Here is a 23,600-nt window from a genome sequence, read left to right as displayed (position 1 = left end):
AAACTAAAACTAAAAACCTAAACCTGAAAACTAATTAAACCATGAAAATGAGTGAAACTACACGGTATTTACATTTACCAATTCATCAAAACAAACTTACTACCTCTTACAATTTAACACTACAGTAAATCCTCAGCCTTCTTTAGAAGCATATTCTTATTACCCCTACAGGATTATTTAATGATGTTCATAACTCTCAGTATGAAGATTATGACAGGTATTTCGCTTTTGCTCCAAAGGGTGGAGTGTTTTTATAGAAGCTTTGAAAAATTTTAGACTGTTACTATTGTGATATTATTCTGATCCACAACATTAATTCAAGATCAATGTTTATTCATTGATTAAAGTTTTTGGTGTATGAACGTATTTGATTTTGAAATCTTTGTGTGTTTAGATGAATTATTTTATGGAGTTCAGAAACCATTTAAACGAAGCGGAACCGAAAAGCTACACGAGTAGGAAATATTATAAAATTGAATATGAGGAAAATACTTTTATTATTTTTATTGATTAGTCTGCATTCTTTTGCCCAATGTTGGCAGAGTTTTAGTGCAGGAAGTGGACATTCAATAGCGATAAAAACAGACGGAACATTATGGGTATGGGGAGATAATGATTATGGGCAGCTAGGAGACGGAACTACATGCTCCAGAAGTGTTCCCATTCAAATGAATACAGACACAAATTGGAAGAGTGTAAGTACAGGGATGAATCATACATTAGCCATAAAGAAAGACGGAACCTTATGGGCGTGGGGAGATAATAGATTTGGACAGCTCGGAGACGGAACGATTTCCAATAAATTTTCACCCATTCAGATTGGAACAGCCACAGATTGGAAAATAGTGAGCGCCGGTGGATCGCATACATTAGCCCTCAAAACAGATGGAACATTATGGGGATGGGGATATAATGGTAACGCACAATTAGGGGATGGCACTTTATTGAATACTGCCGATCCCGTACAAATTGGAACTGCTACAAATTGGCAGAATGTTGTTACAGGACTTGATCATACATTTGCGATCAAAACCAATGGAACATTATGGGCCTGGGGATATAACAGTTTTGGTCAACTGGGTGACGGAACAACAACTACAAGAACTGCCCCAAAGCAAATCGGAACAGCAACAAATTGGAAAAGTGTGGGTGCCGGAGGTTTGTTCTCTGCGGGAATAAAATCAGATGGTACGTTATGGACTTGGGGATACAACGGCTTTGCCCAATTGGGAGATGGTACTACAACGAATAGAAATACCCCTACACAGATAGGAACAGCAACAAATTGGCAAACGGTAGCTACCGGATATAATCATAGTTTTGCGATTAAAACAGATAAAACCCTTTGGTCATGGGGGAGAAATACTTACGGGCAATTGGGCTACGGTACTCTTGGTACATATACATCACCAGTACAAGTAGGGACTACATCAAACAGTATGCTAATTTCTGCGGGGGGATCTCATACCCTTGAGAGAACTACAGATGGTACTTTAAGAGTTTGTGGAAATAATGAATCAGGTCAATTAGGAGACAACTCTAAAATCCAAAAAAATGCACTTACTCCTATTGCTTGCCCTTCAGTGTGTATTACACCATCACAACTTTCGACTACTAATATTAGTTCTACAACGGCTACTATCAACTGGGATATACCAACATCAGCTCCAAATGATGGCTATGTATATTATTATAGTACTAATCCAATTGTTGGAGGTATAGAGGGAGTCAGTACATCTACCTCTGCTAATTTAACTAACTTATTACCTGGCACTACTTACTATTGGTGGGCTGCTTCTCACTGTGGAGTCAGTCAGGGTAACTGGAGTAAACAAAATTCTTTTACTACACTTCCTTCTGCTACAACAGGCTGTTGGAAAAGTATAAGTACTGACGGTTCTCATACATTAGCTATCAAAACAGACGGAACACTGTGGGCCTGGGGTAGTAATTATAGGGGACAGTTAGGTGACGGAACCATAACTGAAAGAATAGCACCTGTAAAAATCGGAACAGCAACAAACTGGAAAAGTGTCACTGCAGGAAATTTTCACTCTTTAGCCATCAAAACAGATGGAACACTATGGGCTTGGGGAAATAATGATTATGGACAATTAGGAGATGGAACACTAAATGGCAGAGCTAACCCAACAAAGATAGGAACAGCAACTGACTGGGTAAGTGTTACTACCGGAAACAATTATACGTTAGCTATAAAAGCAAACGGAACTCTCTGGGCCTGGGGATATAATGGTGAGGGACAATTAGGTGACGGAAGTACTAACGATAGTTGGATTCCGGTTCAGATTGGAACAGCTACCAATTGGAAAACTCTTAGTGCCGGAGGCTTCCATTCTTTGGGGATTAGAACAGATGGAACACTTTGGGCCTGGGGAGGTAATGATTATGGACAATTAGGTGATGATAGTTCAGTTAAAAGAACTGTTCCTACAAAAATTGGATCTGCAACGAATTGGAAAAGTATTGATGGCGGTCTTTTTCATTCATTAGCAACAAAAACAGATGGAACACTTTGGGCTTGGGGACGTAACAATTATGCTCAATTAGGTGACAATACCAAGATTAATAATTATTATCCAAGACAAATAGGTACAGAACAGAACTGGGTAAGTGTGAGTTGTGGAGAGTCTCATTCTGCAGGACTAAAAGCAGACGGAACACTTTGGACATGGGGTTATAATTTCATTGGACAATTAGGAGATGGAACAAAAATCAACAGATATGTACCTGTTCTTAGCGGAGTATCTACAGACAGACAGAGCATTGCAGCAGGTAGTTATAATACATTCGTTATAAGTACCAATGGATTTTTATCAGGCTGTGGTAGTAATGGCCTTGGTCCAATAGGAGACGGAACAAATATTCACAGAAAGATAATGTCTCCTGTAATTTGTTTTACAGATACTTTAGGAACAGATGACATTCCAGAAATAACATATAATGTAAAGGTATTTCCAAATCCGGTAGATGATATCCTTACGGTTTCATTTGATCAAAAGATTCTTTCCGTGATGATTTACAATATGGCAGGGCAGCAGGTGCTTACTAAAACAATTAATGATATCAAGGGAACTATTGATGTTTCTGCTTTACCATCAGGAGTTTATATGGTTAAGATACAGACGGCCAACAATGTTGTAAAAACAGTAAAAGTTATCAAACGATAAATAAATTTCATGACCAAGGATTATTGAGTATAAAATCCTGATAATCTAAGTCTTTTTTAAATAGATAGCATCACTTAAAAAGTGGTGCTATTTTTATATACTATTCTTATAAATTGTATATTTAATTTTAAAAATCACAGAAAGAATAAAAAATTGATAACCTGAAGAATTACGTAGAAACAAAACTGACTCATTGAATAACCGATTATCATTTTAAACCATGAAAAAAACACTATTTACGGGCTTCCTTCTATTCAGCCTTTTCACTCTGAGTGCACAGACAATAGAATCGGCAAACCGCAGCACAACAGGCTATATAAAATCAGACGGAACCATTGAAAACAGCAGCCGTTCAACAGTAGGTTATATTAAGCCTGACGGAACCATTGAAAATAAAAACCGCTCCACAATTGGTTATATCAAAAGCGATGGGACTATAGAAAACCAAAACCGTTCTACTGTAGGATACGTTAAAAAAGACGGAACTGTAGAAAACAGCAGCCGTTCCACTCTTGGTTACATTAAAGATGATGGAACTGTAGAAAACAGCAGTCGCAGTACCATTGGGTATGCAAAAGGAATTAAAAAAGAATGGGCAGCAGTAGTATATTTCTTTTTTAAGCTGGATTAAAGATGAATGACAAAGGTATAATAGAAAAAATTGTATTGCTATCCTGAAGTAGACCTTATGGAGTATTTTTCAATTAATAATATTCAAATTCTCTTTCTACTTTTTGTTGTAGTATTCCACGGTCATCAACTAATTCTTCATAAACAGAATTGGCCTTTTGGTCAAGCTTTACATTTTTATAAATAAGCTTAGATTTTTTGTGTTGAGCAACATTTTCAACAAGCATTTCAGTTTTTACAGCATTGATATAACTATAGATAATGATAGTATGAATTGAAGTACCATTAAAATTTCCGGTTTCTTCGGTTTTTATAAGGCGGTTGTTTTTGTCAAAATAAAATAATTTTTTTAGAAACATAGATGGGGCATCAGAATTTGAAACTCTTTTATACAGTGAATCAGAAATTTTTTCAAAATTACCTTTAGCTTCTATCTTTTTACTTTCAGGATTAACAGTTTCAAAAGAGCGTTTCGCTTTATTCTTCGAGTCATATACAATAATGTCACTTATAAATCTTTTATCTGGAAATTGGCTTTTGGCTAGATTGTAGGATTCAATTTTTGTTAGAAAACCATCTTTATCAAAATAAGAAATACTTTTATTAATATTTTGGTTTGTAAAAGTAATGATCTCTGTAATTTTCTTAGGATGGCCTGAATAGTTAGCAATTTTCAAATCATTAATAATTGATCCTTCCTGGCAGCTCATAAAGGCATATAATAAAATAAATAAATAGCTAAGTTTTGTTTTCATCTTCAAAGCGTTACGGTGTTCTAACTATCAAATATAATAACTCCTGGTATATTAAGTTTTCTTTTCTTACAATATTAACAGGTATGTCCGTCTTTTGTATTAATCTTTATGGTTTTTTGAAATGTTGTTTTTGTTTAAAATAAAAACTCCAAAGTCAGAAGACTTCGGAGAGTAGATGGGCTTGATACGAGTATTTTCGGTATCTTTTAAAAGAAGCGTTGCATATAAGCCTGTTGGGTTCTATGCATTTATTTTTTTTGTAACAACGAGAAATTATCCAGGTAAACTGCCTGATGGATCCCGTTCAGTAAAACTTTCAGACCCAGATGGGTATCTTTTTTATCGATATATTGAATGTTTTTTTATCACCTGTTATCTTGGAAGGCTTAGCTATTGAAACATATGATTTGGAATCGGATGCATTGCTTACTGAGAAAATTTCCAGTGCAGTTTCTCCACCGTTATCCGAAATATCAAGAGTAAGCGTATAGTTTCCTTCTTTAATTTTTGGAGTCACTAAATACATATTTTCTCCCGGGCTGTTCATAGAATAAAATATAATCTTTTTGTCACTGGCATACAACATGGTTTTTCCACCTGCCTGGGCAGTCCAGCATTTGTTGATATCCTTCCATGTATCAAAATTTTCTACGATTGTAGATTCGGTTTTACATTGTGCTGTTGCAGTTAGAAACCCACCCATAGTTATTAGCCCTGCTAATACGACTCTTTTCATGTGTTATTTTTATTTATTTTATGTAAAAATAAGCAAAAAAGATTATTAAAATATCAAACTTAATAGAATATAAGAATGCTTGGAAAATAAAACAGACAGGAAGAAGGGAAGAGGGATGCTGGAAGTTACTTTAAGTTATCATAATTGATAGTCTCTACAAAAAACAAATCACTTTAAAAACGCAAAGATTAATGATTAATATATGAGATTCTAAGGGAGCAAAGAAGAAATCAGCCTCATTGATTCTTACTAAGCGTACGCATAACCATACCGCTTCATCAGCGACACAGCCGCCTTCCTTTGCTTCCTAAAATAAAGCTATAGAATCATTTATCCTTTGCGTTTCAAGAAGCAGCTTTAAAATCCATCTGATTTTGTCAAGGAAAAGATTAAATGTTAGGAGCTGTAAGTATTGAATTATAATAATTAATAGCCTCTTCAAAAATGAATTGTTTTTTAAAAACGCAAAGATTAATGATTAATATATGATATTCTAAGTGAGCAAAGAATAAATCAACTTCATTGATTCTTACTAAGCGTACTCGTAACCATACCGCTTCATCAGCGACACAGTCGCTCCTCTTTGCTCCCTAAAATAAAGCTATAGAATGATTTATCCTTTGCGTTTCAAGAAGCAGCTTTAAAATCCATCTGATTTTGTCAAGGAAAAAGTTAAATGTTAGGAGTTGTAAGTATTGAATTATAATAATTAATAGGCTCTTCAAAAATGAATTGTTTTTTAAAAACGCAAAGATTATGATTAATATATGATATTCTAAGTGAGCAAAGAATAAATCAACTTCATTGATTCTTACTAAGCGTACGCATAACCATACCGCTTCATCAGCGACATAGTCGCTCCTCTTTGCTCCCTAAAATAAAGCTATAGAATCACTTATCCTTTGCGTTTCAAAAAAGCTTCACAAAACCCTTGTAATGTTGATTCATCTCGCAAAAGCTAAAGAGCTACCTGAGATATAGGTTTGTATTGTATAACCATCCAATTTAGTTATCCAACCTATAAATAAATTCCTCAATTTCCGTTTGCCTGGCATTGGCAAAACCTTTATCTGTTCCGATTCTTATAAATCCACAATGCTCCAAAACCTTCTGTGAACCCAGATTGTCAGAGGCAACACGTCCAAAAACGGGTCTGGTCTTTTCTATGGTAAGAAGATTTTTCAATGCTGTGGTGGCTACTCCTTGTCCCCAGAACTTTTTATCAATCCAATAGGTGATTTCTGCATCACCTTCCATTACAAACTTTGCAATACTTCCTGCGATAACTGCATCAACAATAATAGTTTGATTGTTAACGGTAGGATCATTCAGTAATCTTGTATATTTTGCAAGGTAAGCTTCTTTGTTTTGAGAATCCTTTGAGGTAAATGCAGCCTGGTAATTGGCTTCCTCATCCAGCTGAATCTGGAAAAGAATCTCTAAATCTGTTAGCACAGTTGGTCTAAGAGTTATATGTTTCATTTTGAGTGATTGGTAAGTTGATCCTCAAATATAATTAAATCGTATGATCCGATAATAAGAGTTGCATGTCGTGTTTAGAGGAGTACAGAAATCATAAAATGTAATACACATTTAATGCTGAGGTAATTTCTATGAAAACAGAATCCGGTAGTTTCGTAAGCAATGGATAAACAATTAGTAAGGATATTATTTCTAAACAATAACTCATGATTCAAAAACAAATATTAGGCTGGATGCTGATGCTGGCAGTAACAGGTATCGGATGCCAGGATAATCAGTTAACTTCAGCTTCCATGGAAGAAGAGCTTGTGGCTAAAGGTACTACTGGCAGAACAGCGGCTTCAGATGTAAGTGTGAATCCTTATGTGGACATGAGTGCTTATATCAACTCAGGTTTCAGCTTTTTAAATTCGGCTCAGGTTAATAAAAACCGTCAGGCCATTGGCGGAAATGCGTATACTGAAGTCTACGGATTTAATATTCCCGAAGAAAACAGGGTAAGGGGAATCCGTTGGAATACCGATGATGAAACTACTTCCATCTGGCGGCCACAGGGCATTGCAGGATTTACCAAAGATGGAGTTCGGTATCTTCTGGTGAGCTGGTATGCAAAAGATGACGCCGAATATAAAGGTTCTCGCATTACGTTGATAGACATCAGTCCAAGTTCAAGCACCTATCTCACGTACCGACACATCTTGTTGGTGCAGCCTGATATCCCAGCCAATATCACCAATTATACACAATACGGTTCTTATGCTCCTCTTAAAGTACATGCCGGCGGTATCGCTTATTTTAAAGGGAAAGTATATCTCAGCAGTACCAATCTTGGTGTTCGGGTATTTGATCTTGATAAAATAATTGAAGTAAGTACAGGAGACACTACTAATGATAAATGTGGTAAAGATGCCAATGGTAATTTATTTGCTTTCAACTATCGGTATATACTGCCTCAGACAGGATATCAGAAGATCAATAATGCAAGTCCTTTCTCTACCATACAGGTGAATAGTGAAGGAACCCAGCTCTGGACCGGCCAATATTATGCAGGCAGTGCTGATGCTTCTATTGTTCCTAAAGTCTTTGGTTTCCCTATTGATGCTGGTGGAACGCTTCAAAACTCAGGAATTGTGAGTGTAGCGCCCAAAAACAGTCTTTTTACCGATAATCATGCCCATGGCATTCAGGGCGTGTTCCGAAAAGGAAACAGAACATGGCTTTCCTGCACCGGATCTCCAAGCAATTCCTATGGTTCCAATGCAAGACTGGCAAGATATACAGACGGAGCCGATGATACCGTTCGCTACCGATGGCCCTATGGTGCAGAATCCCTTTATTACGAATCCCAATACAATTATCTGTGGAGCCTCACAGAATATGAACCCAATGCCGGAGCTCAGAACGGTAGTCAGGTTAACCGATGTATTTTTGCGGTGGATTTTTCTAAGTATGAGTAGGAGATGTAGGGTGGGGATAAAAATAAAAAGCATCATTATTGTAATGATGCTTATATTTTTATGATGCCTCTGAAGTTGAAAAATTTCAGAGAAATGGACACTAGGTTGACTCTCTATCAAGGGTTCGAGTCCCTTCCTCTCTGTAAGATTTGACGAGGGTTCGAATCCCTCCAACTCCACTAAAACAAAACCGTAAATTATTTATTTTTAATAATTGTACTATAAATTTAAATTTTAAATCTTCATTTAAAAAAATAGGACAGAGACTCTACCTCTGCCCTTAAAAACTATTAAAGTTTTATTGGAGCTTGTGTGTGCTAGTTACCAAATTCAACTAAAAATTCAAGGCTCTTAAGAGTTATAATTAGCTATCTAATTACTTGCTCCATATTCTTAATAAACACTATGCCCCCTTTTAGTGTTTAATTCAATACCTATATCATTACCTTTCCAGCTGTAAAACCAGTTAGGATAATTTTTCTCTAAATTATCAATAATAATATCCTTCTCACTTGTAGTTGTATTATTATCAAAAAATCTAATTTGTTCTAATATTTTTATATAAGTAGAAACTAGTAGTTGCATTTAGTTGGATATTAATGAATTTATTATAAAAATCGGGAAATAAATCTTTGCCATCATTATTTAAACCAAACAGACTCTGTGCATTATTATAATTATCTCTATATATTTGTAATAATGTAAAAAAATGACTTTCAAATTTTTGCTTTTCAAAACTATTTTCTTGAAAATTGAAATTTTGAATAGCCAACAATAGATTTAAAACAGTAAGTAAAATACCAATAAACCCAAAAGCAAATGCACTATAATCGGAAAGAATCCCCGTATCTAATGCGCTACTAAAACTTACTTCAGTAGCTTTAAATAAAAACAATATAGCTGTTATTACTAAAATTATTATTATTCCGTATATAGTTATATTTTTAAACTGTTTCTTATTCATAAAAATGGATAATTTAATTCCTATTTTTTTAATCTTGTATCTTCATACTTTGTTCTTTCAGTTTTCAAAGATACCAGCCAATCTAAATACATATTTTCAGGCATACTGCGATAGCCAATTTTATGAATGTGAGTATATTCCTTATTCATCAAATCAAATAATTCTTTAGCTTTAGGATTAGATAATGCAGCCTGAACATCTTTAGCGTTCTGTTCTTTCATTAGTTTTTGAAACTGCTTTTTATGAGTTTCAGCCTGTAATATCAACGCATTTGCTAAATAAGGGTGAATCTGTATTGCTCTTTCCGCACATTTCAAAGAAAAACTTCCGTCATTTTCTGGATAACTTCTTTCATAAGCATTTGCTAGATCAACCAATAGTAATGCAAGACTTTCTTTATTGTTCAATGCCTTCATAAAGACACCATTCTGGATAGCATCTAAATGAATATACCCCGAAGCCATTAACCAAGAATCCTGTGGAAAAATACCGCTGGTTAACTCTGTATTGAACCAGCCTATTGATTTAATGTTATGCTTAATGTAAATGTGATTTGGAGCAAGTGCTAAATTCGCATCAACTCCTAATTCTTCAGCAATAATTTTGTATAAATAAGGCATGGAATTACAGTTGCCTTTCTGTGTGTCTAACAATTTTGACACAAACAGATTAGATAATTCTTTATGCCCAAATACATCCTCAAAATCATAAGTAAACGGTTTATATTCTACTGTTTTATCACCTATAATTACAGGAGTCTCCTGACACATTATTGTGTAAATTGCGGCATATTTACTTACTGTAGATTCGTCTTTTTCCGTATATTGTAGTTTTCTATTGGCTGTAAGTTGCCTACAAAAACTGGCTAAAAATTTAATTTTTCTATTGAGTTGTACAGTATCTAATTTTCCTTGAATATAAGCGTTTTCAACAGAGAAAACTGCTGTTTTAAAAGTATATGGTTGTTTATCATTTAACATATTATCTAATGTTTGGAAAGCATCTGAGTAAAAATGGTTTTCCTGTGCATTAAACATAAAGGAAATGCTTAATGATAATATAAAGTATATCTTTTTCAATTACTGTGGTTTTATTTGAATTGATTTCTTCAACCTAAAAAAATTTAAACTATCTGTTCCTCTTAATGGATGAAATGTATAAATAGAAAAATTATTTTTCTTTTCATCAACATTAGCAATATATATACCCATTTGTCCTTTTTCAGTTTTTTTAGGTATCATTATCTTTGCTAGATGATTATTGATTGTATCATAATAATAGTAATTATCTAAAAAAATACCCTGACTATTGTCAAGCTCCTTGTTAGTAGAAAATTCTACATTTTCCCCAACAGAATTTTCTTTTAAAGTCTTATATATCAAACTGTCATCAACAATAATTTTTGATTCATTAAACGGATTATTATAGGCACCATATTCAATGTATATTGTGTCTGAAGCAGATGTTATTAAGGTTGTGATTTTAGAATCAATGCCTTTAATATCTTTTTTCTTCCAATTTGTTGGAACTTCAAAAGAAACTTTTCCTACAGTCTCCTTTCTAAATTCGTCTTTTTTAGTATTACAACTTAATAGAAAAGAATTTAGAATGATTATTAAAAACTTTCTCATCTTGTTACGTTATCTTTTTTAAATTTTTGAGCTTCACTTGTTGAAGAGGTAGAATATCCTCCAGAATAAGTTTTTACTTGTTTTTGTGCACCAATTGCCCCCGATACTATTTCTCCTCTTTGTTGTGAAGTTATAGAAGTTTGTCCTGTACCCTCTGCTTTCATAAGCCCTTTATCATTTGAGGAATGTTTCATTCCCATATTATGTCCAAATTCATGTTTTACAACTTCATTGAAAGTGCCTTTTTTAATTGTTCCTGCTTCGACAGCTGATACTCTTCCTGGGCTTTGTCCTCTACCTAATGCATCACCATCACTATTCTTCACTTCATTTGCTACAAATAGTACATGGTCATTTTTTCCTATATCATCCATACTTGTAACAACTTTATACTGTACATCAAAATTTTTTATGTTATCCATTGTAACCGTAGAATTATTGTTAAAAGAGCTTATTCCCATTCCTTCAAATTCATTAATACTAACGGAACCTGAGTTTTTACTAAACATTGTTTTAGATAAATCAGCCCCTGATAAATTAACAACTGTCAAAGTCATTTTGACATTAACATCTCTTTGTATTAATTGTGATTTACCGTCTGCTCCTTTTGTAACTGTAGATTTTAAAATAGTAGTTATAATATCTTCTGGAGCCATCCCATCTGGATCTATAAACCTTAAAGGATTATTCATAGCATAATTATAGGGAGACCACCTCCTAAACTCTTCACTTAATGGGTCAGGAGAAATCCACCTACCATGGGTATCGCCAATAGGTTGTGCATCAGGATTTGTTAAGTCAATATCCATTATTTCAACAACATTTTGTGTTTTTGTGTTAAACTTTACTGAACCTATAACAACAATACTGTCTTTATCATGAAATTCCAGATATTTTCCTTTGCTCAATGTAGCAACTTTAGGATAATAACCATATTTCTTAAATGGATTTCCTGCTTCAATATTTTTTCGTCTTCTTTCAGCCTCTTCAGAGTTAAGAGAGTCTCTTGTTTTCAGAACCTCACTCATATATGGACGGTTTCTCTCTTCCTTTGTTAATATAACAGGGTTTATCCATTCTTTATCTGGTGTCTTTGGCTTATTTTTCTTGACCTGTGCTTGTGCCAAGCTTGCTAAGATCAAAAAACTAAAAAATACAATTCTTTTCATATAACAATTATGCTTTTCTAAATTTACAATTTTGCTTACAACCATGCTTTAGGTATGGTATAAACTTTAGGAGTTTCCTTTTTAGGTGGTATTGATTTTAATTTTTGTTGTTGCAGGATTTCTTTCTGCTTTTGTGCATTCAGAATCCTCATACGCTCCGCAATTTCTTCACTCTTTTGCTTGTTTTCAGCAGTATTTAATGAACTTAACCATTGTTCATAATCTTCTGGAGGCATTATGCTAAATCCTGATTGATCAATTTTATCAAATTCATTATTAATTTCTTGAAGCTGACCTACTAAATCTGGATAATTTCGGATGTTTTGTAATTCTTGTTTGTCTTCATAATTTATTCCTAATCTTTTACAGGCTTCCTGAAAACGAATTTGGTTAGTATTACTTTTCCATAAAGTAGCATTGATATTGTTAGGATTAAGTTCTAATGCTTTATTTAAAACCCGCCCTACAAATTCATCATATCCGAATTTGTGAATGTAACCACTTGCTAAATCAACAAATGTTTGCGATAAAACGTCTTTCTTACTTAAATTCTGCATATACAGTTTATTCTGTAATGCTTCAGATTTGATGTAACCAGAGTTAAGGACAAAGGAATTTGCTGAAAACATTCCGTTAGTAAGCTCTAAACTTAGCATTTCTCCCGAATCATCCATGTATCGAATGTAAGAGTGATTCGGAGACATTACTAAAAAGGCTTCCGCTCCGATTTGTTCTGCTAAAATCAGATACAACAATGGCATTGAATGACATTGCCCAGTATTAAACTTCATGAGCTTAGAAACAAACATTTTGGAGTAGTCTTTTACTCCCATATAATCCTCAAAATCATACTTCATCGCTTTATGAATTATTTTTCCGTTCTGCTTAGTATTTTCAGCAAAATATTGGAATATGGCTAAATTCTTTGAGCTGTTATCAATTTCATCAATCTTTTTACTAGTGATTTGATTTTGAATAATTTTTACAGCTTTCTGAATGCCACTTTGAAATGTATTTTGGAAGTTTTTATCATTATTGTAGTAAGCATTTTCAACAATAAAAACGGCATCCGCTATTGAATAATCTTCAGGGTTGAATTTTGAAAGATTATTAAAGGCTGAATAATATGCTTTTGTTCCTTGTTTATAGACTAATGAATTAAGTAAATATATTTTTGATTCCTGCTCGTGAACTTCATCAGAATATATTTGTTGTTTTTCTACTTTTTCTTCTGTTTCAATTCTTTTAAAATCATTTTGAACTATCATCATGTTTTGTTGCTGTATTCTGGAAGTATTTGAACTTGAAAGTGATGAAGGTAAGGTCGGTAAATTTTGATTCTTTTGGGAAGTGGTAAAATCCTTATCAGAGTACTTCTGAAAAGTAGAGATATTAGGTTGTTCCCTTGTTGGCAAATTAGGAATCTGGAAGAATCCTAACAGGTTTAAAGGTAAGAGAATGGAACTAAAATAAATTTTTTGCACTGCATGTAGTGTTTGAGTTACAATTTAAGGATTTTTTATTTCCCTGTAATGTGGGAAACCATAATTGTTTTGACAAGTATATTTAAGAGAAACGACAAAACATGACGTATTAGTTTTAATTCTCATCATATAGTTTATTGTAATTTTGAACCTGTTGTAAACATTTTATTTTCGCTGTTATAAAATTCAAGGACATCATCATTCAAAACAAAATATTCACCTTGGCTTGCATCTTCTTTGTAGTTATATCTTATCCCATTTTTAGAATTTACTTTTTCAACTTCGTTATCCATAGATTCACCATCTTTAAAAGTAGTTCTAATAAATGTTTTTCCGTTATGCTCGTAAACCAAACCTTTTTAATAAGGTTGGGAGCCTCTTTATCTTTATTCAACCATCTCAAAACTCCACCGATATGATCGTCATGAAAATGAGTTAAAACAAGAAGATCTATAAATTGTTCATCTTCTCGAATTTTTTTAATTACTCGATTTAAATCACCTTTTACATTTGATGTACTCTTATAGGTGTTACCAATACCACCATCAATAAGAATATATGAGAACCTGCCGGAAAAGAATATCATCAATCCATATATTCATCTGATAAAGATGCTGGATGCCGCGTATCTTATTTTGGAAAGGAGAGAGGAGAAGGGGTAAAGGTCGTGAGCAGTAAGTTACTTGGAGTTATAATTAATAACTGGATAGCCTCTAAAAAACAAATTGTTTTAAAAACGCAAAGATTTTATAATGCAAGTGTAATACTTTAAGGGAGCAAAGAAGGAATCAATTTCATTGATTTTTTCTAAGCGTACGCATAGCCATGCAGCTTCATCCGCGACATAGTCGCTCTCTTTTGCTTCCTTAAAATAAAACGGTAGAATCACTCATTCTTTGCGTTTCAAAAAAACTACACAAAGTTCCCTGACATTGAGCCAATGCAATAGAAACAATTCCGTAAAACATTTTAAAGCCAGGAGACTTCAGCAGGTAAGTTTTAAAAATTAACGGAGAATATATATGATTGCGGCCGCAATTCCAGCATAAATACCAACTGTAAGAAGGTTAGACATAGGTTCTGAAAATCGTTTTTCCGCAATTTTCTCGCCATTAATCTGGTTTTTATGGAACTTCAGCGTCTTTTTAGCACTATGAACCGGGTGGGCCACGAGGCTGTCACCTTCCCATCTGTCAACGATTACTTTATAGCTTCTGCCATCAACATCAATTTTAACATTTTTATTAGAGGTAAGTTTCTCCTGAATATTGATGGGTACAGGTGGTTGTTGAGCATTTGTACTTTTAAATTCAACAGCTGCATTTTCTACTGGTGAAGACGAAATATTAGTAGAAGCAATAGCTTTTTTAGGAGCTAAATTATTTTCGGGTGCTGTATTTACCTGCTTTTTAACCTGATAAGTATAGCAACTGGTAAGAGAAAGTGATATGATGATGAGATAAAGATTCTTTTGCATTCTCTAAATTTAAGAATTAAACGGAATATTTAGCGTTTTCTTTTGAAAGATCCTATTTTTTTGAGAGTAGAGTAGCTGTTTATTGATTTTTTAAGGTATACATTACGGTAATGTGCTTGCTTAGCATTCCTTAAAATAAAGCTGTTGAATCACTCATTCTTTGCATTTATAAAGGCTGGTAGCTGGAAGAAGGATGCTGAAAGTTATTTAGGTTATAATAATTGGATAGTCTCTACAAAAAGAAATTATTAAAAAAACGCAAAGATTTTATAATGTAGCTGTACTATTTTGAGGGAGCAAAGAAGAAATCAATAAAATTGATTTTTTCTAAGCGTATGAATAGCCATGCAACTTCATCCGCGACATAGTCGCTCTTCTTTGCTTCTTTACAATGAAACGGTAGAATCATTTATTCTTTGCGTTAAAAAAATCTCAACATACACCTTATGCATAAAGCACTGAAAAGCCTCTCAAGAATATTGAAAGGCTTTTATAATGTAGACAAAACTGAAAAGGAACTTTTTCAATAACGTTAATGAAATTCCTGTTTTTCCAATACACCATTTTTATACATCTCTGTGTATATCAGTTGTCCTTTTTTCCTTGTTTTGAATATGGGTTTACCTGTTTCTTCATTGTATTGCTGCAATAATTTATAAAACTTCCAATTTCCGGTGGGTAACCCGTTTTTATATTCTGCTTCCAGATACGTGTATGGATCTGTAAAATCAGGATGCTTTTGTATATCTACAGAACCATTGGATTTGGATTCTATCCATTTCCCTTCTTTACAATGATTTTTTACCATTCCCTGTTCTTCATTGTCCTTATAAAAACCATTTTTATCATAGTATCTTGCAAATTTTCCGGAAGGAAGAATCTGGTATTTCTGTAAAGGCTTTAAAGCAAAAGGACTTTCACTAAATTCATAATCCTGCAGAGAAATAATATAATTTTTATCAATATTGAATAAGGTATAATTTGCAAATCCCATTTCGCCTTCATGATGAAGATATATTCTCTTCATATCGATAAGCTTTTGATTCTTTGTTGAAAGTAAATACATTTTTTCAATAAATGGTTCTGCGTAACGAACGGTATTGTAAACCGCCATAAAGTATAATGAATACTCTCCATGGCACAGAAAATCTGAGGCAATGGCAATGCGGTCATATTTTTCATTGACATTTTTACTGAATGGAAGGAATACATCATATTCTTCGGGAAGTAATATAAGATCTTTAGTGATTACTTTTTCAAATTGCAATGCATTGATTTTCTTTAATTGATTTTTATCCTGCACAGCAGCCAGAACGGAATCAACAGATATTCTTTTTGAAAGATCTGAATACCCGAATGGAAGATTGATACAGTCAGCTTTATTGGTATTAAAACTAACTGATCCTTTATCCGCTGAAGATGTTTCTGTGTTATTTACCTTATTTTCTGTCTGGGCTTTGATAGCACCGGAAAAAAGGAAAAACAAAATCGTAAAAGCTATATTTATTTTAGGCATATATATCTAATATTGGGGTGAAACCGTGAACATGCAGGTGATTATTATGTCTTGGAGTAGCGGTATGAGTGGTATGAGGCAGCCTTGTACTGGTATTGTCTGCAGTACTGGCATTTGAAGTGTTGGAGAAATCCTCAGACCGGCCAGATCCAAATCCAAAATCAAAAAGAATATTCCTAAGAATGACCTGATTGTCATAATCAAAATTCGCGGCAGTAAGGATTGTATTCACACCATCCTGCTGAGCCGTTAATAAATTCAAATCTCCCGCTTCCCCATTTACGTGTTCTGCGCTTGGGTAACATGATGCATCAGAATAAGAAAAACCCTGAGATACAATATAATGATTGTGGCCTTCCTGTCTGAATTGTGCCAACGCCCCTAAGAAACCGGAAAATTGATCCGGCTGGATACTTCGTCTTCTGGTATGCTGAAATCCGTACCGGATGACAACCCCATTCTGATTATAATTGAATGCCTCAAAAATCTGTGGCCCTACACCTACATTCCCTATAATATCCATATTCACCAGGTCTACATTTCCTACTTGGTTGGCGTACCATTTGTCTGTAGCACCATCACCAAGAGTTCCGTTAGAATATACGAGCAGCTGATGAGCATCAATCTGCTCTCCGGCAGCTCTATTTGCCGTAAAATCTATGGTCTGCAAAAGGTTTCCTCTTTGAGCGAGTGGAGGAATGGTATTCACTCTTCTTTTTCTGGTAACGTTTACTTTAGTTCTGGAACAGATTCTGTGTTCGTTATCGTTTTGATCGTAATAGAAATAAATAACTTCAGTAGAATGGTTATTCACAACCTTCTGAATCCTTCTTCTTCTTTCCGGATTCGGAGTAATTACGGCTAAAGTATTGTACGTATTACTGCCATGATGAATATTGTATATATTTTTATTAACTACTCTGAACCTTCCTGTATCATCATTTAAGAAAATACCGACACCGTTAACTTCCTCCTGGCTGTCTTTATAGGCACAAGGATTATTGTCTGTTCTCTCTACCGCTACTTCCAGATTAATACTGCCGTCTGCCAGTCTTCTGGTCCATTCATCAAAAGTAGCTCTTGAGTCGGGTCTCAGCTGTAGTTTGATAATGGCTTTATTAATATGGTCACCTTGTAAGTTAGTATAATGGGCATGGCTTCCCTGTCTGTTATTAAGTGCATCAAAATTACCTACCTGTACCGTAAACAGCCTTTGTACTTCATATCGGTTAGGAGATACGAAACGCATTAACTGTAGTGTATCTGTATTTTCGGTCATTGTATTGGCTGAAGGTCTTATCACTGCATCTATACTCAGATCTGTCATATTGCTGGTTTCAATAACCAGATACACCGTTTTTCCCAATATGGAATCGTATGGAATTTCCTGATTCTGATCATCGCGCTGCACATGGGCAGAATCTATTTTTGTGAAGCTTACTCTTGTTCCATTATCTGTTGTAGTCTTTTTGGCAAAATAAACATCAGTGATTCGCTGTAATGAGTTATCGGGAGTATCCGGAGCCAAAGGACCGTTCAAGGTTTGTGTCTGTCCGGAATCTGTTATTGTAATACGTGTTGCCATTGTAAGATTTTTCTTTTTTTAATACAGAATTTTGATATTTCTGAGTGGTATTATCTTCAGTTTTTTCTTCCTTAGCTGAGGTAAGGCTCAGACATCCGGATCATAAAATATATAATCAACACCGGAGAAGTCTTTGCTACATTTTCAACTAATTGATGCTGCATTTTTTTAGTTCGTCCTGTTTTTATAATTCATCATAACTTATTTCTTTGATATGACAGATGATTTTCTTTTGATAGTTTTCTCCCAGAGAAAATTCTATGGTAAGTTTATGTTCCAGAACTTCTTTGGTGGTAAAATCCAATAAAATCTGCCCTTTATATTTATCCAGTTTCGGACAATCTGTTTCAGGGGTATAGGCAATTTCCTTTCTCTGCATTTCTCCATAAAACATTTCCCAGTTTTTATCTGAAGGAATACTGCCTGTATACTGTAACAGTAATAGTTCATCATCATAACGTATGGCTTCTGTCTGTATAGTCTCGTCTATATCTATGATGGTATTCCCCATAAAATTACGATACCGTACGCTATGTTTTACCTGATCTTCTTTCTCATCATATCTTCCATAAAACTTATGGAGAATCATTCCAAAATGATTAATTTTTAAAAAATCTGTGCAGACTAAACTTTCTTTTTGATAAAAATCTTTTAAGAACGTATAAAAATCTTCAGCCTGTCTGCCAACATAGGAGCGGGAAAGCTTTTCTAACGTCTTTTCCATTTTATTCTGAAGAAGAGGCAGTCCCTTTATGTTTTTTAAACGTCCATATACATCCGCTATAAGTACTACATCATTATTAATGGCTGCAATTTGGTCTAAAAAATCTTTTTCAGAAAGCGACAGCTCTTTATCCCGGTGAACTCTGTCAAAAATTTCAATATGGTATTCAAATCTTTCCTCTTCTAAACGTTTCAGCGTAACATGAAAGTTTTTGTTGAGCTCACTTCTATGAGTTTCTCCATAGGTAGTTGTATATTCATTATAAGTGTAGCGGTAAAATTTTTTTCCTTCTGTAAGGTTTAATATAACATTGATAGGAAACACTGGCTCCATAATTTTTCACTCATTTTTACGATTTGCTATTGCCAATTAAATTGAGCATTCGTTTTTTTCTTTTCCAAACATTCCTGTACGCTGTATTTTGTAGGGCACAAAAAACAGTTCTTCTCAGAATTAATAAAATAGCTGTTCAGATTAATTTCCCGGTTTTGAAGTAATGCAAGATTGGCTTCCTTTTCACAGATTGAAGTGGCAGGGTAGTCTACATAATCATCTTTGGCAATTTTATGATGATTCACCGAGGAGCTGATTTTAGTAATTCTGGTTATAGCAGTATTGTTTTTATTCTTTTTAAGCTTAAAAATGTATGAAGTGGAATCATAAAGACTATTGTATTTGATAGACAGGTTATTTGCAGATTGATCTACCAAAAGTTCATAATCTTCCTGAAAAATCTTCTTATTATCAATAGTATTTAAAGAAACCGGAACCCTGAACGTAAAATTCCTGTCCTGTATTTTTACGGTTCTTAAAGCATAGCAGCTGTCACACTTTACGTCGGCCGTTTGGTTGATAATTCCTACTTTTTTCTTATTCTGTAAAACCGGAATATCGGCATTCACTGAAGTACTCTGGCAGTTTTGCAGAGCATAAAAGAGGATAAAAAATAAGTATATTATTTGTTTACGCATTCTGTGTCATATTTAAAAAGTTCTTTAGTCCACTTGGTGTAGTTCTTTCTCTCGGTGATATTGGTCTGCCCTCCGTTAATAGCCTGTGTTACTTTTTCAACATCAGAATCTGCCAGTCCATTATCCATTGCTGCAATGGTATCCGTTTTATGAATGGTGGAAAACCAGCCGGCAGAATTAAAAGCATGGAATAAGTTTTCAGAAATGTTTTTAGCATATGTTTTTAATTCTTCATAAAAGGTTTCGGTGAGACCGTTTTCCCGAGCTTTTGGTCTGTTTTTTACGCATTCACCAACACTTTCATAACCGGATCTGTATTTTATATAAGTGTCATAATGGGTTGTTTTATTCACATAATCATAATAGGCCAGATAGTTATAATCGTGGGTGATCTGTTTCATTCCTCTACCCTGGAAAGGTACACCACCTTTATAATTATCCGGTACAGAGTCTCGGCTTTCATAAGTATAGGTGAAACTTATGGTTTCGAGATACATCTGACCCAGGAAATGGATTTTTCTTCTGCAGGTCTTGATGCTGAATTTCTTAAACATAGCATTCATTTCATCGGTAAAGAGCTTTATTTTATCTCTGTTTTCAGAGATTTTTCCGCTTGTAATCCCAATCGCAATAATCTTTTCTTTTCCACCATCAAAAAAGGCATCTCTTTTTGATTTATAATTCTGCTTATCCCTTAAATGATAAATTAATTCTATCATCTCATCCACAGTAATATCTCTGTTACAGTAACATGGAGTTCCTGAAATCTCAAACCTTTCGTTTTCTTTATTTAAGAATTCATGGGTGTCATCCGGAAATATTGCTTTATCCTGTGTGTCTTTTACTTCTGCTTTGAAGTATAAAAAGGCATTTACATTCTCTCTTTTATTAAACTTTTCTATCAGTTTCTTCAGATCCTGATCGCTTTTGGGACGCAATGTTATTTCTTTAGCATACACCAGTGTCTCATTGATACTGAATTCAATATTGCTTTTCTCCGTTTCGCCATCTAAAAACTTTACAGGATTGTCATATACGTTTTCAGGATTTGTTCCTTTATTTTCATGAATCTCCACAGAGAGTTTTCCGCTGGCTCCCTGACATTCTGCTACTACCCATACTTTCTTTTTAATGATCGCCTTATCAATCTTTTCATAATTAAAAACAGGTTTACCATCCTTCATTTCCTGTGCTTCCTCTTCCCAGGTAATATTTACCGTTTCTTTTGCTTTTAATTTTACAGAATCTTCTTTATCTGCCTGGATATTCCTTCTCCCTTTTTTTCAAACTTCTTTTTTACGTCAGACACCAGACCACCACTTTTTACAGTATAAGGTTCACTTTTCTTTTCCCAGATCATTTTAGGAACCTGCTTCGCAAAATAGATTTTCACCACATTCACTTCATGATCTACCTGATGGGTCATATCAAAAGTCTTCTGATTGGGGTTTGCAGAATAATCATCTTTTTGTTGTGCTTCACTCATGACGTTTTATTTTGAGCCAATTAGTAAAAATCCTTAGACTTATTATATTTGGTTTTTAAGTCTTTAATAACTTGTAATTTCAGTTTTGGAGGCAAATCTTTTAAAGTAATATTCAGATTGTCTTTTATTTTACATTTGCCACCTTCTTCACAATAGTACTTTATATGGTACAGGTATTTTTTACGGTTATACAATATGATGTATGAAACTTTTGTATCATTATCCCAATTCCCACAATAGGTGAAAGGGATTAGGACAGCCTTCTGTTTATTAACCGTATAAATGGAAATATGATCTTCTTTTACATTAATTAACCCGGATTGTGCATAGGGATAATTATAAACGATACTATTGCTGTAATTTTTGTTTTTAACAGCTGCACTGATGATGGTTACTGCTCCGTCAAATTTCTCTTTTTCAGCATTACAGGGGTTAATTACCTTTACCGTAAGAGTATTGGACAGGCTTCCTTCTTTAAAATCTTTACTGATCATTAATGAATCCTGATAATATACTTTCAGACTGTCATGTACAGGCTGCTGCCCGCAAACAGGAATGAATAAAAATAACAGTAGACTAGTAACTAAGCTTTTCATTTTTTGTATAATAAATAGGTAATTCATCATCTTCAGATTTTTTAGTATATTCTATTGGATACATGGATGAGGTTCTCTGCCCGAATGTTCCCACACAAACTTTGTTCCCCTGATTTCCGCCCAGATAATATATGACCTTACCGTCACTGCTTTTTCCAACCGCCATGCTTACATGGTGCCTGTCTGATAAAACACATATTGAGCCTAATAAAGGTAAGTTACCTGCTACAAGTTTTCCCCATACCGGATCATCAAATTCTTCTGCTGCCAGTCCTTTTTTATCTGTAGGATTTTTCTTAAATCCGGCTCTGTATCTTGTATTTTCATGTCCGTAGGAATAGGCACCAGGATCTAATTGGGCAGAATATCCGCTGTTTTTTAAACACCAGCCCACAAATGAGGCACACCAGGAACTATTATCGGTATTGGCACAGGCCTTTGGCTTATTCTGTCTGTTAATAGCGTGATATTCATCTACAATCTTAGTACAGTGAGTAGCTTCTGAAACACCAAGCTCCTGTTCTTCACGAGCTTTAACAATCCATGGCTGCTCAAAATATTTTATTTTGAAATATTGACCACCTTCATTTAAGAAGGTGTTTTTCAGGCTGCTGCTTCCTTCTTTGCCCAGATATTCAATTTTGGGTTCATCAGAAGTGACTTCAATATATACTGATGCTTCCTTGTCCGGACTTGCTGCGATGAGTTTTGCCAAATTAAATGACAGGTCATCAGCACGCTGGTTGAGCATCAGTTTGAGTACTGCTTTGTTTTTAAACTGACTTGCGTTTTCTATGGTTGAGTCATTTGCCAGATTATCAACGGCTACTTCAAATTCACTTTTTGCTTTTATACCGGCATATTTGGATGCGTCTGTTACTTTTTCCACATCATTCAAATCAATTAAACTTACCTCAGCATTGACATCTGATAAGACCTTGTTTTTGCCACTTTTAACCTTGATTTTTATTTTTTTTCCAGTGAGTCCTTCAGTCTCAACCACTAAAGCCACCTGGTAGCTTAATCCTCGTTCTGATATTTTCTGTGCTGATATTTTCTCGGTATCAACTTTCTTTTTAACCTTAACTTTCTTACCGAGTTTTTTGTTGTAAACTTCTTCTTCCTTTTCAACAGGAGTTCCCTTTTCTGAAACCCATTTTACAAAATAAGCATCAAGAATTTTAGGAACATCATTATTCTGAATCTCACTTTTTATACTCTCAGCCTGTGGAATGGGCTTAGCTGCAGCAGAATTAAATTCTGGGTCACAATTGATAAAAGACTCTTTTACCAAGGCTGTCTGTTCCTGTATGGTAGTGGTTCCAGGATTTTGCCATGGGCTTAATTTTATAACGCTCATGCAGGGTGGGGGAGACATATTTCTTGCCGGCCATTTCGGGTGGCCGCAAGTTCCTTTAAACTGAAGGTTTACCATATTATTACCATCACCTATTGTTGCAAATGGCTGATCTTGAAGATTTATTTCGTTAGAGGTAACGATCAGGTCTCCGGGACCCTGTGCATAGGGGCACTTCAACTTGGCTCCATGCATTACCATTTCTCTTTTTTCTACAGGAGAATCTTCGTTGGCTTTTTTCTGTTGTTCTGCTCTTTTTTCAGAAAGCTTTTGATCATGCGCAGAAGTATTCTGATTTTCCATGTGTTACTATTTTGGATTGGATTCAATTGTTAGGGCCGGAATTATATTCGCTGATAACTATTGAAATTTACTTTCATCAACTGTAATAA

General features: G+C 34.5%; 22 protein-coding genes and 1 tRNA gene. 4 read left to right on the top strand and 19 right to left on the bottom strand.

Annotated features, from left to right (window positions below; translation table 11 throughout):
• The first annotated feature begins 479 nt into the window (after window positions 1–479).
• The gene (locus tag BOQ64_RS17650; protein ID WP_129058531.1) at window positions 480–3,188 is read left to right on the top strand and encodes a T9SS type A sorting domain-containing protein; all 2,709 of its coding nucleotides are present in this window, start codon (window positions 480–482) and stop codon (window positions 3,186–3,188) included.
• Window positions 3,189–3,408: 220 nt separating this feature from the next.
• Complete coding sequence (locus BOQ64_RS17645) at window positions 3,409–3,819, top strand: 5-fold beta-flower protein (protein ID WP_129058530.1); 411 nt, start codon at window positions 3,409–3,411, stop codon at window positions 3,817–3,819.
• A gap of 73 nt (window positions 3,820–3,892) precedes the next feature.
• Here BOQ64_RS17645 and BOQ64_RS17640 read toward each other — a convergent pair whose 3' ends face one another.
• The 3 genes from BOQ64_RS17640 to BOQ64_RS17630 all read right to left on the bottom strand — a co-directional run bounded on the left by BOQ64_RS17640 (window position 3,893) and on the right by BOQ64_RS17630 (window position 6,791).
• Window positions 3,893–4,573: a hypothetical protein gene (locus BOQ64_RS17640; RefSeq protein WP_129058529.1), complete on the bottom strand. Its 681-nt coding sequence runs from the start codon at window positions 4,571–4,573 to the stop codon at window positions 3,893–3,895.
• 316 nt (window positions 4,574–4,889) lie between these two features.
• Window positions 4,890–5,309, bottom strand: a complete 420-nt coding sequence (locus tag BOQ64_RS17635) for a hypothetical protein (RefSeq protein WP_129058528.1) — start codon at window positions 5,307–5,309, stop codon at window positions 4,890–4,892.
• A 1,005-nt stretch (window positions 5,310–6,314) separates the two neighbouring features.
• Window positions 6,315–6,791 carry a GNAT family N-acetyltransferase gene (locus tag BOQ64_RS17630; RefSeq protein ID WP_129058527.1) on the bottom strand — a complete coding sequence of 159 codons (477 nt, stop codon included), beginning with the start codon at window positions 6,789–6,791 and terminating at the stop codon, window positions 6,315–6,317.
• Between the two features lie 206 nt (window positions 6,792–6,997).
• Here BOQ64_RS17630 and BOQ64_RS17625 point away from each other — a divergent pair, with 206 nt between their 5' ends.
• Window positions 6,998–8,248 (top strand): hypothetical protein, encoded by a 1,251-nt coding sequence (locus BOQ64_RS17625; protein ID WP_129058526.1) that lies wholly within the window; start codon window positions 6,998–7,000, stop codon window positions 8,246–8,248.
• A gap of 71 nt (window positions 8,249–8,319) precedes the next feature.
• Window positions 8,320–8,427: transfer RNA gene (locus BOQ64_RS23185), tRNA-Ser, on the top strand.
• Window positions 8,428–8,786: 359 nt separating this feature from the next.
• Here BOQ64_RS23185 and BOQ64_RS17620 read toward each other — a convergent pair.
• The 16 genes from BOQ64_RS17620 to BOQ64_RS17550 form a co-directional block, all read right to left on the bottom strand.
• Complete coding sequence (locus tag BOQ64_RS17620) at window positions 8,787–9,212, bottom strand: hypothetical protein (protein WP_129058525.1); 426 nt, start codon at window positions 9,210–9,212, stop codon at window positions 8,787–8,789.
• 20 nt (window positions 9,213–9,232) lie between these two features.
• Window positions 9,233–10,291: a YdeI/OmpD-associated family protein gene (locus BOQ64_RS17615; RefSeq protein ID WP_228448450.1), complete on the bottom strand. Its 1,059-nt coding sequence runs from the start codon at window positions 10,289–10,291 to the stop codon at window positions 9,233–9,235.
• A complete protein-coding gene (locus tag BOQ64_RS17610; protein ID WP_129058524.1) occupies window positions 10,292–10,843 on the bottom strand; it encodes a hypothetical protein in 552 nt (183 codons plus the stop codon). It abuts the gene before it with no gap.
• Entirely contained in the window at window positions 10,840–12,012 is a 1,173-nt protein-coding gene (locus BOQ64_RS23460; protein ID WP_185147085.1) for an RHS repeat domain-containing protein, read from the bottom strand. Before BOQ64_RS23460 ends, BOQ64_RS17610 begins: the two co-directional genes overlap by 4 nt.
• A 35-nt stretch (window positions 12,013–12,047) precedes the next feature.
• Complete coding sequence (locus BOQ64_RS17600) at window positions 12,048–13,496, bottom strand: hypothetical protein (RefSeq protein WP_129059775.1); 1,449 nt, start codon at window positions 13,494–13,496, stop codon at window positions 12,048–12,050.
• Window positions 13,497–13,630: 134 nt separating this feature from the next.
• On the bottom strand, window positions 13,631–13,789 hold the full coding sequence (locus BOQ64_RS23180) for a hypothetical protein (protein ID WP_164975835.1): 159 nt from the start codon (window positions 13,787–13,789) through the stop codon (window positions 13,631–13,633).
• Window positions 13,765–14,082: an MBL fold metallo-hydrolase gene (locus BOQ64_RS17595; protein ID WP_129058522.1), complete on the bottom strand. Its 318-nt coding sequence runs from the start codon at window positions 14,080–14,082 to the stop codon at window positions 13,765–13,767. The genes BOQ64_RS23180 and BOQ64_RS17595 overlap by 25 nt, the downstream gene beginning before the upstream one ends.
• A 420-nt stretch (window positions 14,083–14,502) precedes the next feature.
• Window positions 14,503–14,973 carry a hypothetical protein gene (locus tag BOQ64_RS17590; RefSeq protein WP_129058521.1) on the bottom strand — a complete coding sequence of 157 codons (471 nt, stop codon included), beginning with the start codon at window positions 14,971–14,973 and terminating at the stop codon, window positions 14,503–14,505.
• A gap of 532 nt (window positions 14,974–15,505) precedes the next feature.
• Entirely contained in the window at window positions 15,506–16,489 is a 984-nt protein-coding gene (locus BOQ64_RS17585; RefSeq protein ID WP_129058520.1) for a hypothetical protein, read from the bottom strand.
• Window positions 16,482–18,074, bottom strand: coding sequence for a hypothetical protein (locus tag BOQ64_RS17580; RefSeq protein ID WP_129059773.1), 1,593 nt, complete (start codon window positions 18,072–18,074; stop codon window positions 16,482–16,484). The genes BOQ64_RS17585 and BOQ64_RS17580 overlap by 8 nt, the downstream gene beginning before the upstream one ends.
• A gap of 184 nt (window positions 18,075–18,258) precedes the next feature.
• Window positions 18,259–19,131, bottom strand: coding sequence for a hypothetical protein (locus tag BOQ64_RS17575; protein WP_129058517.1), 873 nt, complete (start codon window positions 19,129–19,131; stop codon window positions 18,259–18,261).
• A 26-nt stretch (window positions 19,132–19,157) separates the two neighbouring features.
• Entirely contained in the window at window positions 19,158–19,769 is a 612-nt protein-coding gene (locus tag BOQ64_RS17570) for a hypothetical protein (protein ID WP_129058516.1), read from the bottom strand.
• Window positions 19,754–20,953, bottom strand: a complete 1,200-nt coding sequence (locus tag BOQ64_RS17565; protein WP_129058515.1) for a hypothetical protein — start codon at window positions 20,951–20,953, stop codon at window positions 19,754–19,756. Before BOQ64_RS17565 ends, BOQ64_RS17570 begins: the two co-directional genes overlap by 16 nt.
• A gap of 53 nt (window positions 20,954–21,006) precedes the next feature.
• Entirely contained in the window at window positions 21,007–21,255 is a 249-nt protein-coding gene (locus BOQ64_RS17560) for a hypothetical protein (protein WP_129058514.1), read from the bottom strand.
• A 20-nt stretch (window positions 21,256–21,275) separates the two neighbouring features.
• A complete protein-coding gene (locus tag BOQ64_RS17555) occupies window positions 21,276–21,851 on the bottom strand; it encodes a hypothetical protein (RefSeq protein WP_129058513.1) in 576 nt (191 codons plus the stop codon).
• Complete coding sequence (locus tag BOQ64_RS17550; protein ID WP_129058512.1) at window positions 21,832–23,511, bottom strand: PAAR-like protein; 1,680 nt, start codon at window positions 23,509–23,511, stop codon at window positions 21,832–21,834. Before BOQ64_RS17550 ends, BOQ64_RS17555 begins: the two co-directional genes overlap by 20 nt.
• Between the last annotated feature and the right edge of the window lie 89 nt (window positions 23,512–23,600).

Origin of the sequence: Chryseobacterium sp. CH25, assembly GCF_004119455.1 — a bacterium.
In the GTDB taxonomy this organism is placed as follows: Bacteria; Bacteroidota; Bacteroidia; order Flavobacteriales; family Weeksellaceae; genus Chryseobacterium.
The sequence above is the reverse complement of the archived record's forward strand: the minus strand, read 5'-3'. Positions and strand labels throughout refer to the sequence as shown.

Bases quoted from the DNA above. Each gene is read 5' to 3' on its own strand.
- BOQ64_RS17565 (WP_129058515.1), bottom strand. From the start codon at position 20,953: ATGAAGGATGGTAAACCTGTTTTTAATTATGAAAAGATTGATAAGGCG.
- BOQ64_RS17635 (WP_129058528.1), bottom strand. From the start codon at position 5,309: ATGAAAAGAGTCGTATTAGCAGGGCTAATAACTATGGGTGGGTTTCTA.
- BOQ64_RS17620 (WP_129058525.1), bottom strand. From the start codon at position 9,212: ATGAATAAGAAACAGTTTAAAAATATAACTATATACGGAATAATAATA.
- BOQ64_RS17590 (WP_129058521.1), bottom strand. From the start codon at position 14,973: ATGCAAAAGAATCTTTATCTCATCATCATATCACTTTCTCTTACCAGT.
- BOQ64_RS17595 (WP_129058522.1), bottom strand. From the start codon at position 14,082: ATGATATTCTTTTCCGGCAGGTTCTCATATATTCTTATTGATGGTGGT.
- BOQ64_RS17570 (WP_129058516.1), bottom strand. From the start codon at position 19,769: ATGCGTAAACAAATAATATACTTATTTTTTATCCTCTTTTATGCTCTG.
- BOQ64_RS17550 (WP_129058512.1), bottom strand. From the start codon at position 23,511: ATGGAAAATCAGAATACTTCTGCGCATGATCAAAAGCTTTCTGAAAAA.
- BOQ64_RS23180 (WP_164975835.1), bottom strand. From the start codon at position 13,789: ATGGATAACGAAGTTGAAAAAGTAAATTCTAAAAATGGGATAAGATAT.
- BOQ64_RS17560 (WP_129058514.1), bottom strand. From the start codon at position 21,255: ATGAGTGAAGCACAACAAAAAGATGATTATTCTGCAAACCCCAATCAG.
- BOQ64_RS17555 (WP_129058513.1), bottom strand. From the start codon at position 21,851: ATGAAAAGCTTAGTTACTAGTCTACTGTTATTTTTATTCATTCCTGTT.
- BOQ64_RS17585 (WP_129058520.1), bottom strand. From the start codon at position 16,489: ATGCCTAAAATAAATATAGCTTTTACGATTTTGTTTTTCCTTTTTTCC.
- BOQ64_RS17575 (WP_129058517.1), bottom strand. From the start codon at position 19,131: ATGGAGCCAGTGTTTCCTATCAATGTTATATTAAACCTTACAGAAGGA.
- BOQ64_RS17640 (WP_129058529.1), bottom strand. From the start codon at position 4,573: ATGAAAACAAAACTTAGCTATTTATTTATTTTATTATATGCCTTTATG.
- BOQ64_RS17645 (WP_129058530.1), top strand. From the start codon at position 3,409: ATGAAAAAAACACTATTTACGGGCTTCCTTCTATTCAGCCTTTTCACT.
- BOQ64_RS23460 (WP_185147085.1), bottom strand. From the start codon at position 12,012: ATGAAAAGAATTGTATTTTTTAGTTTTTTGATCTTAGCAAGCTTGGCA.
- BOQ64_RS17630 (WP_129058527.1), bottom strand. From the start codon at position 6,791: ATGAAACATATAACTCTTAGACCAACTGTGCTAACAGATTTAGAGATT.
- BOQ64_RS17625 (WP_129058526.1), top strand. From the start codon at position 6,998: ATGATTCAAAAACAAATATTAGGCTGGATGCTGATGCTGGCAGTAACA.
- BOQ64_RS17650 (WP_129058531.1), top strand. From the start codon at position 480: ATGAGGAAAATACTTTTATTATTTTTATTGATTAGTCTGCATTCTTTT.
- BOQ64_RS17610 (WP_129058524.1), bottom strand. From the start codon at position 10,843: ATGAGAAAGTTTTTAATAATCATTCTAAATTCTTTTCTATTAAGTTGT.
- BOQ64_RS17580 (WP_129059773.1), bottom strand. From the start codon at position 18,074: ATGGCAACACGTATTACAATAACAGATTCCGGACAGACACAAACCTTG.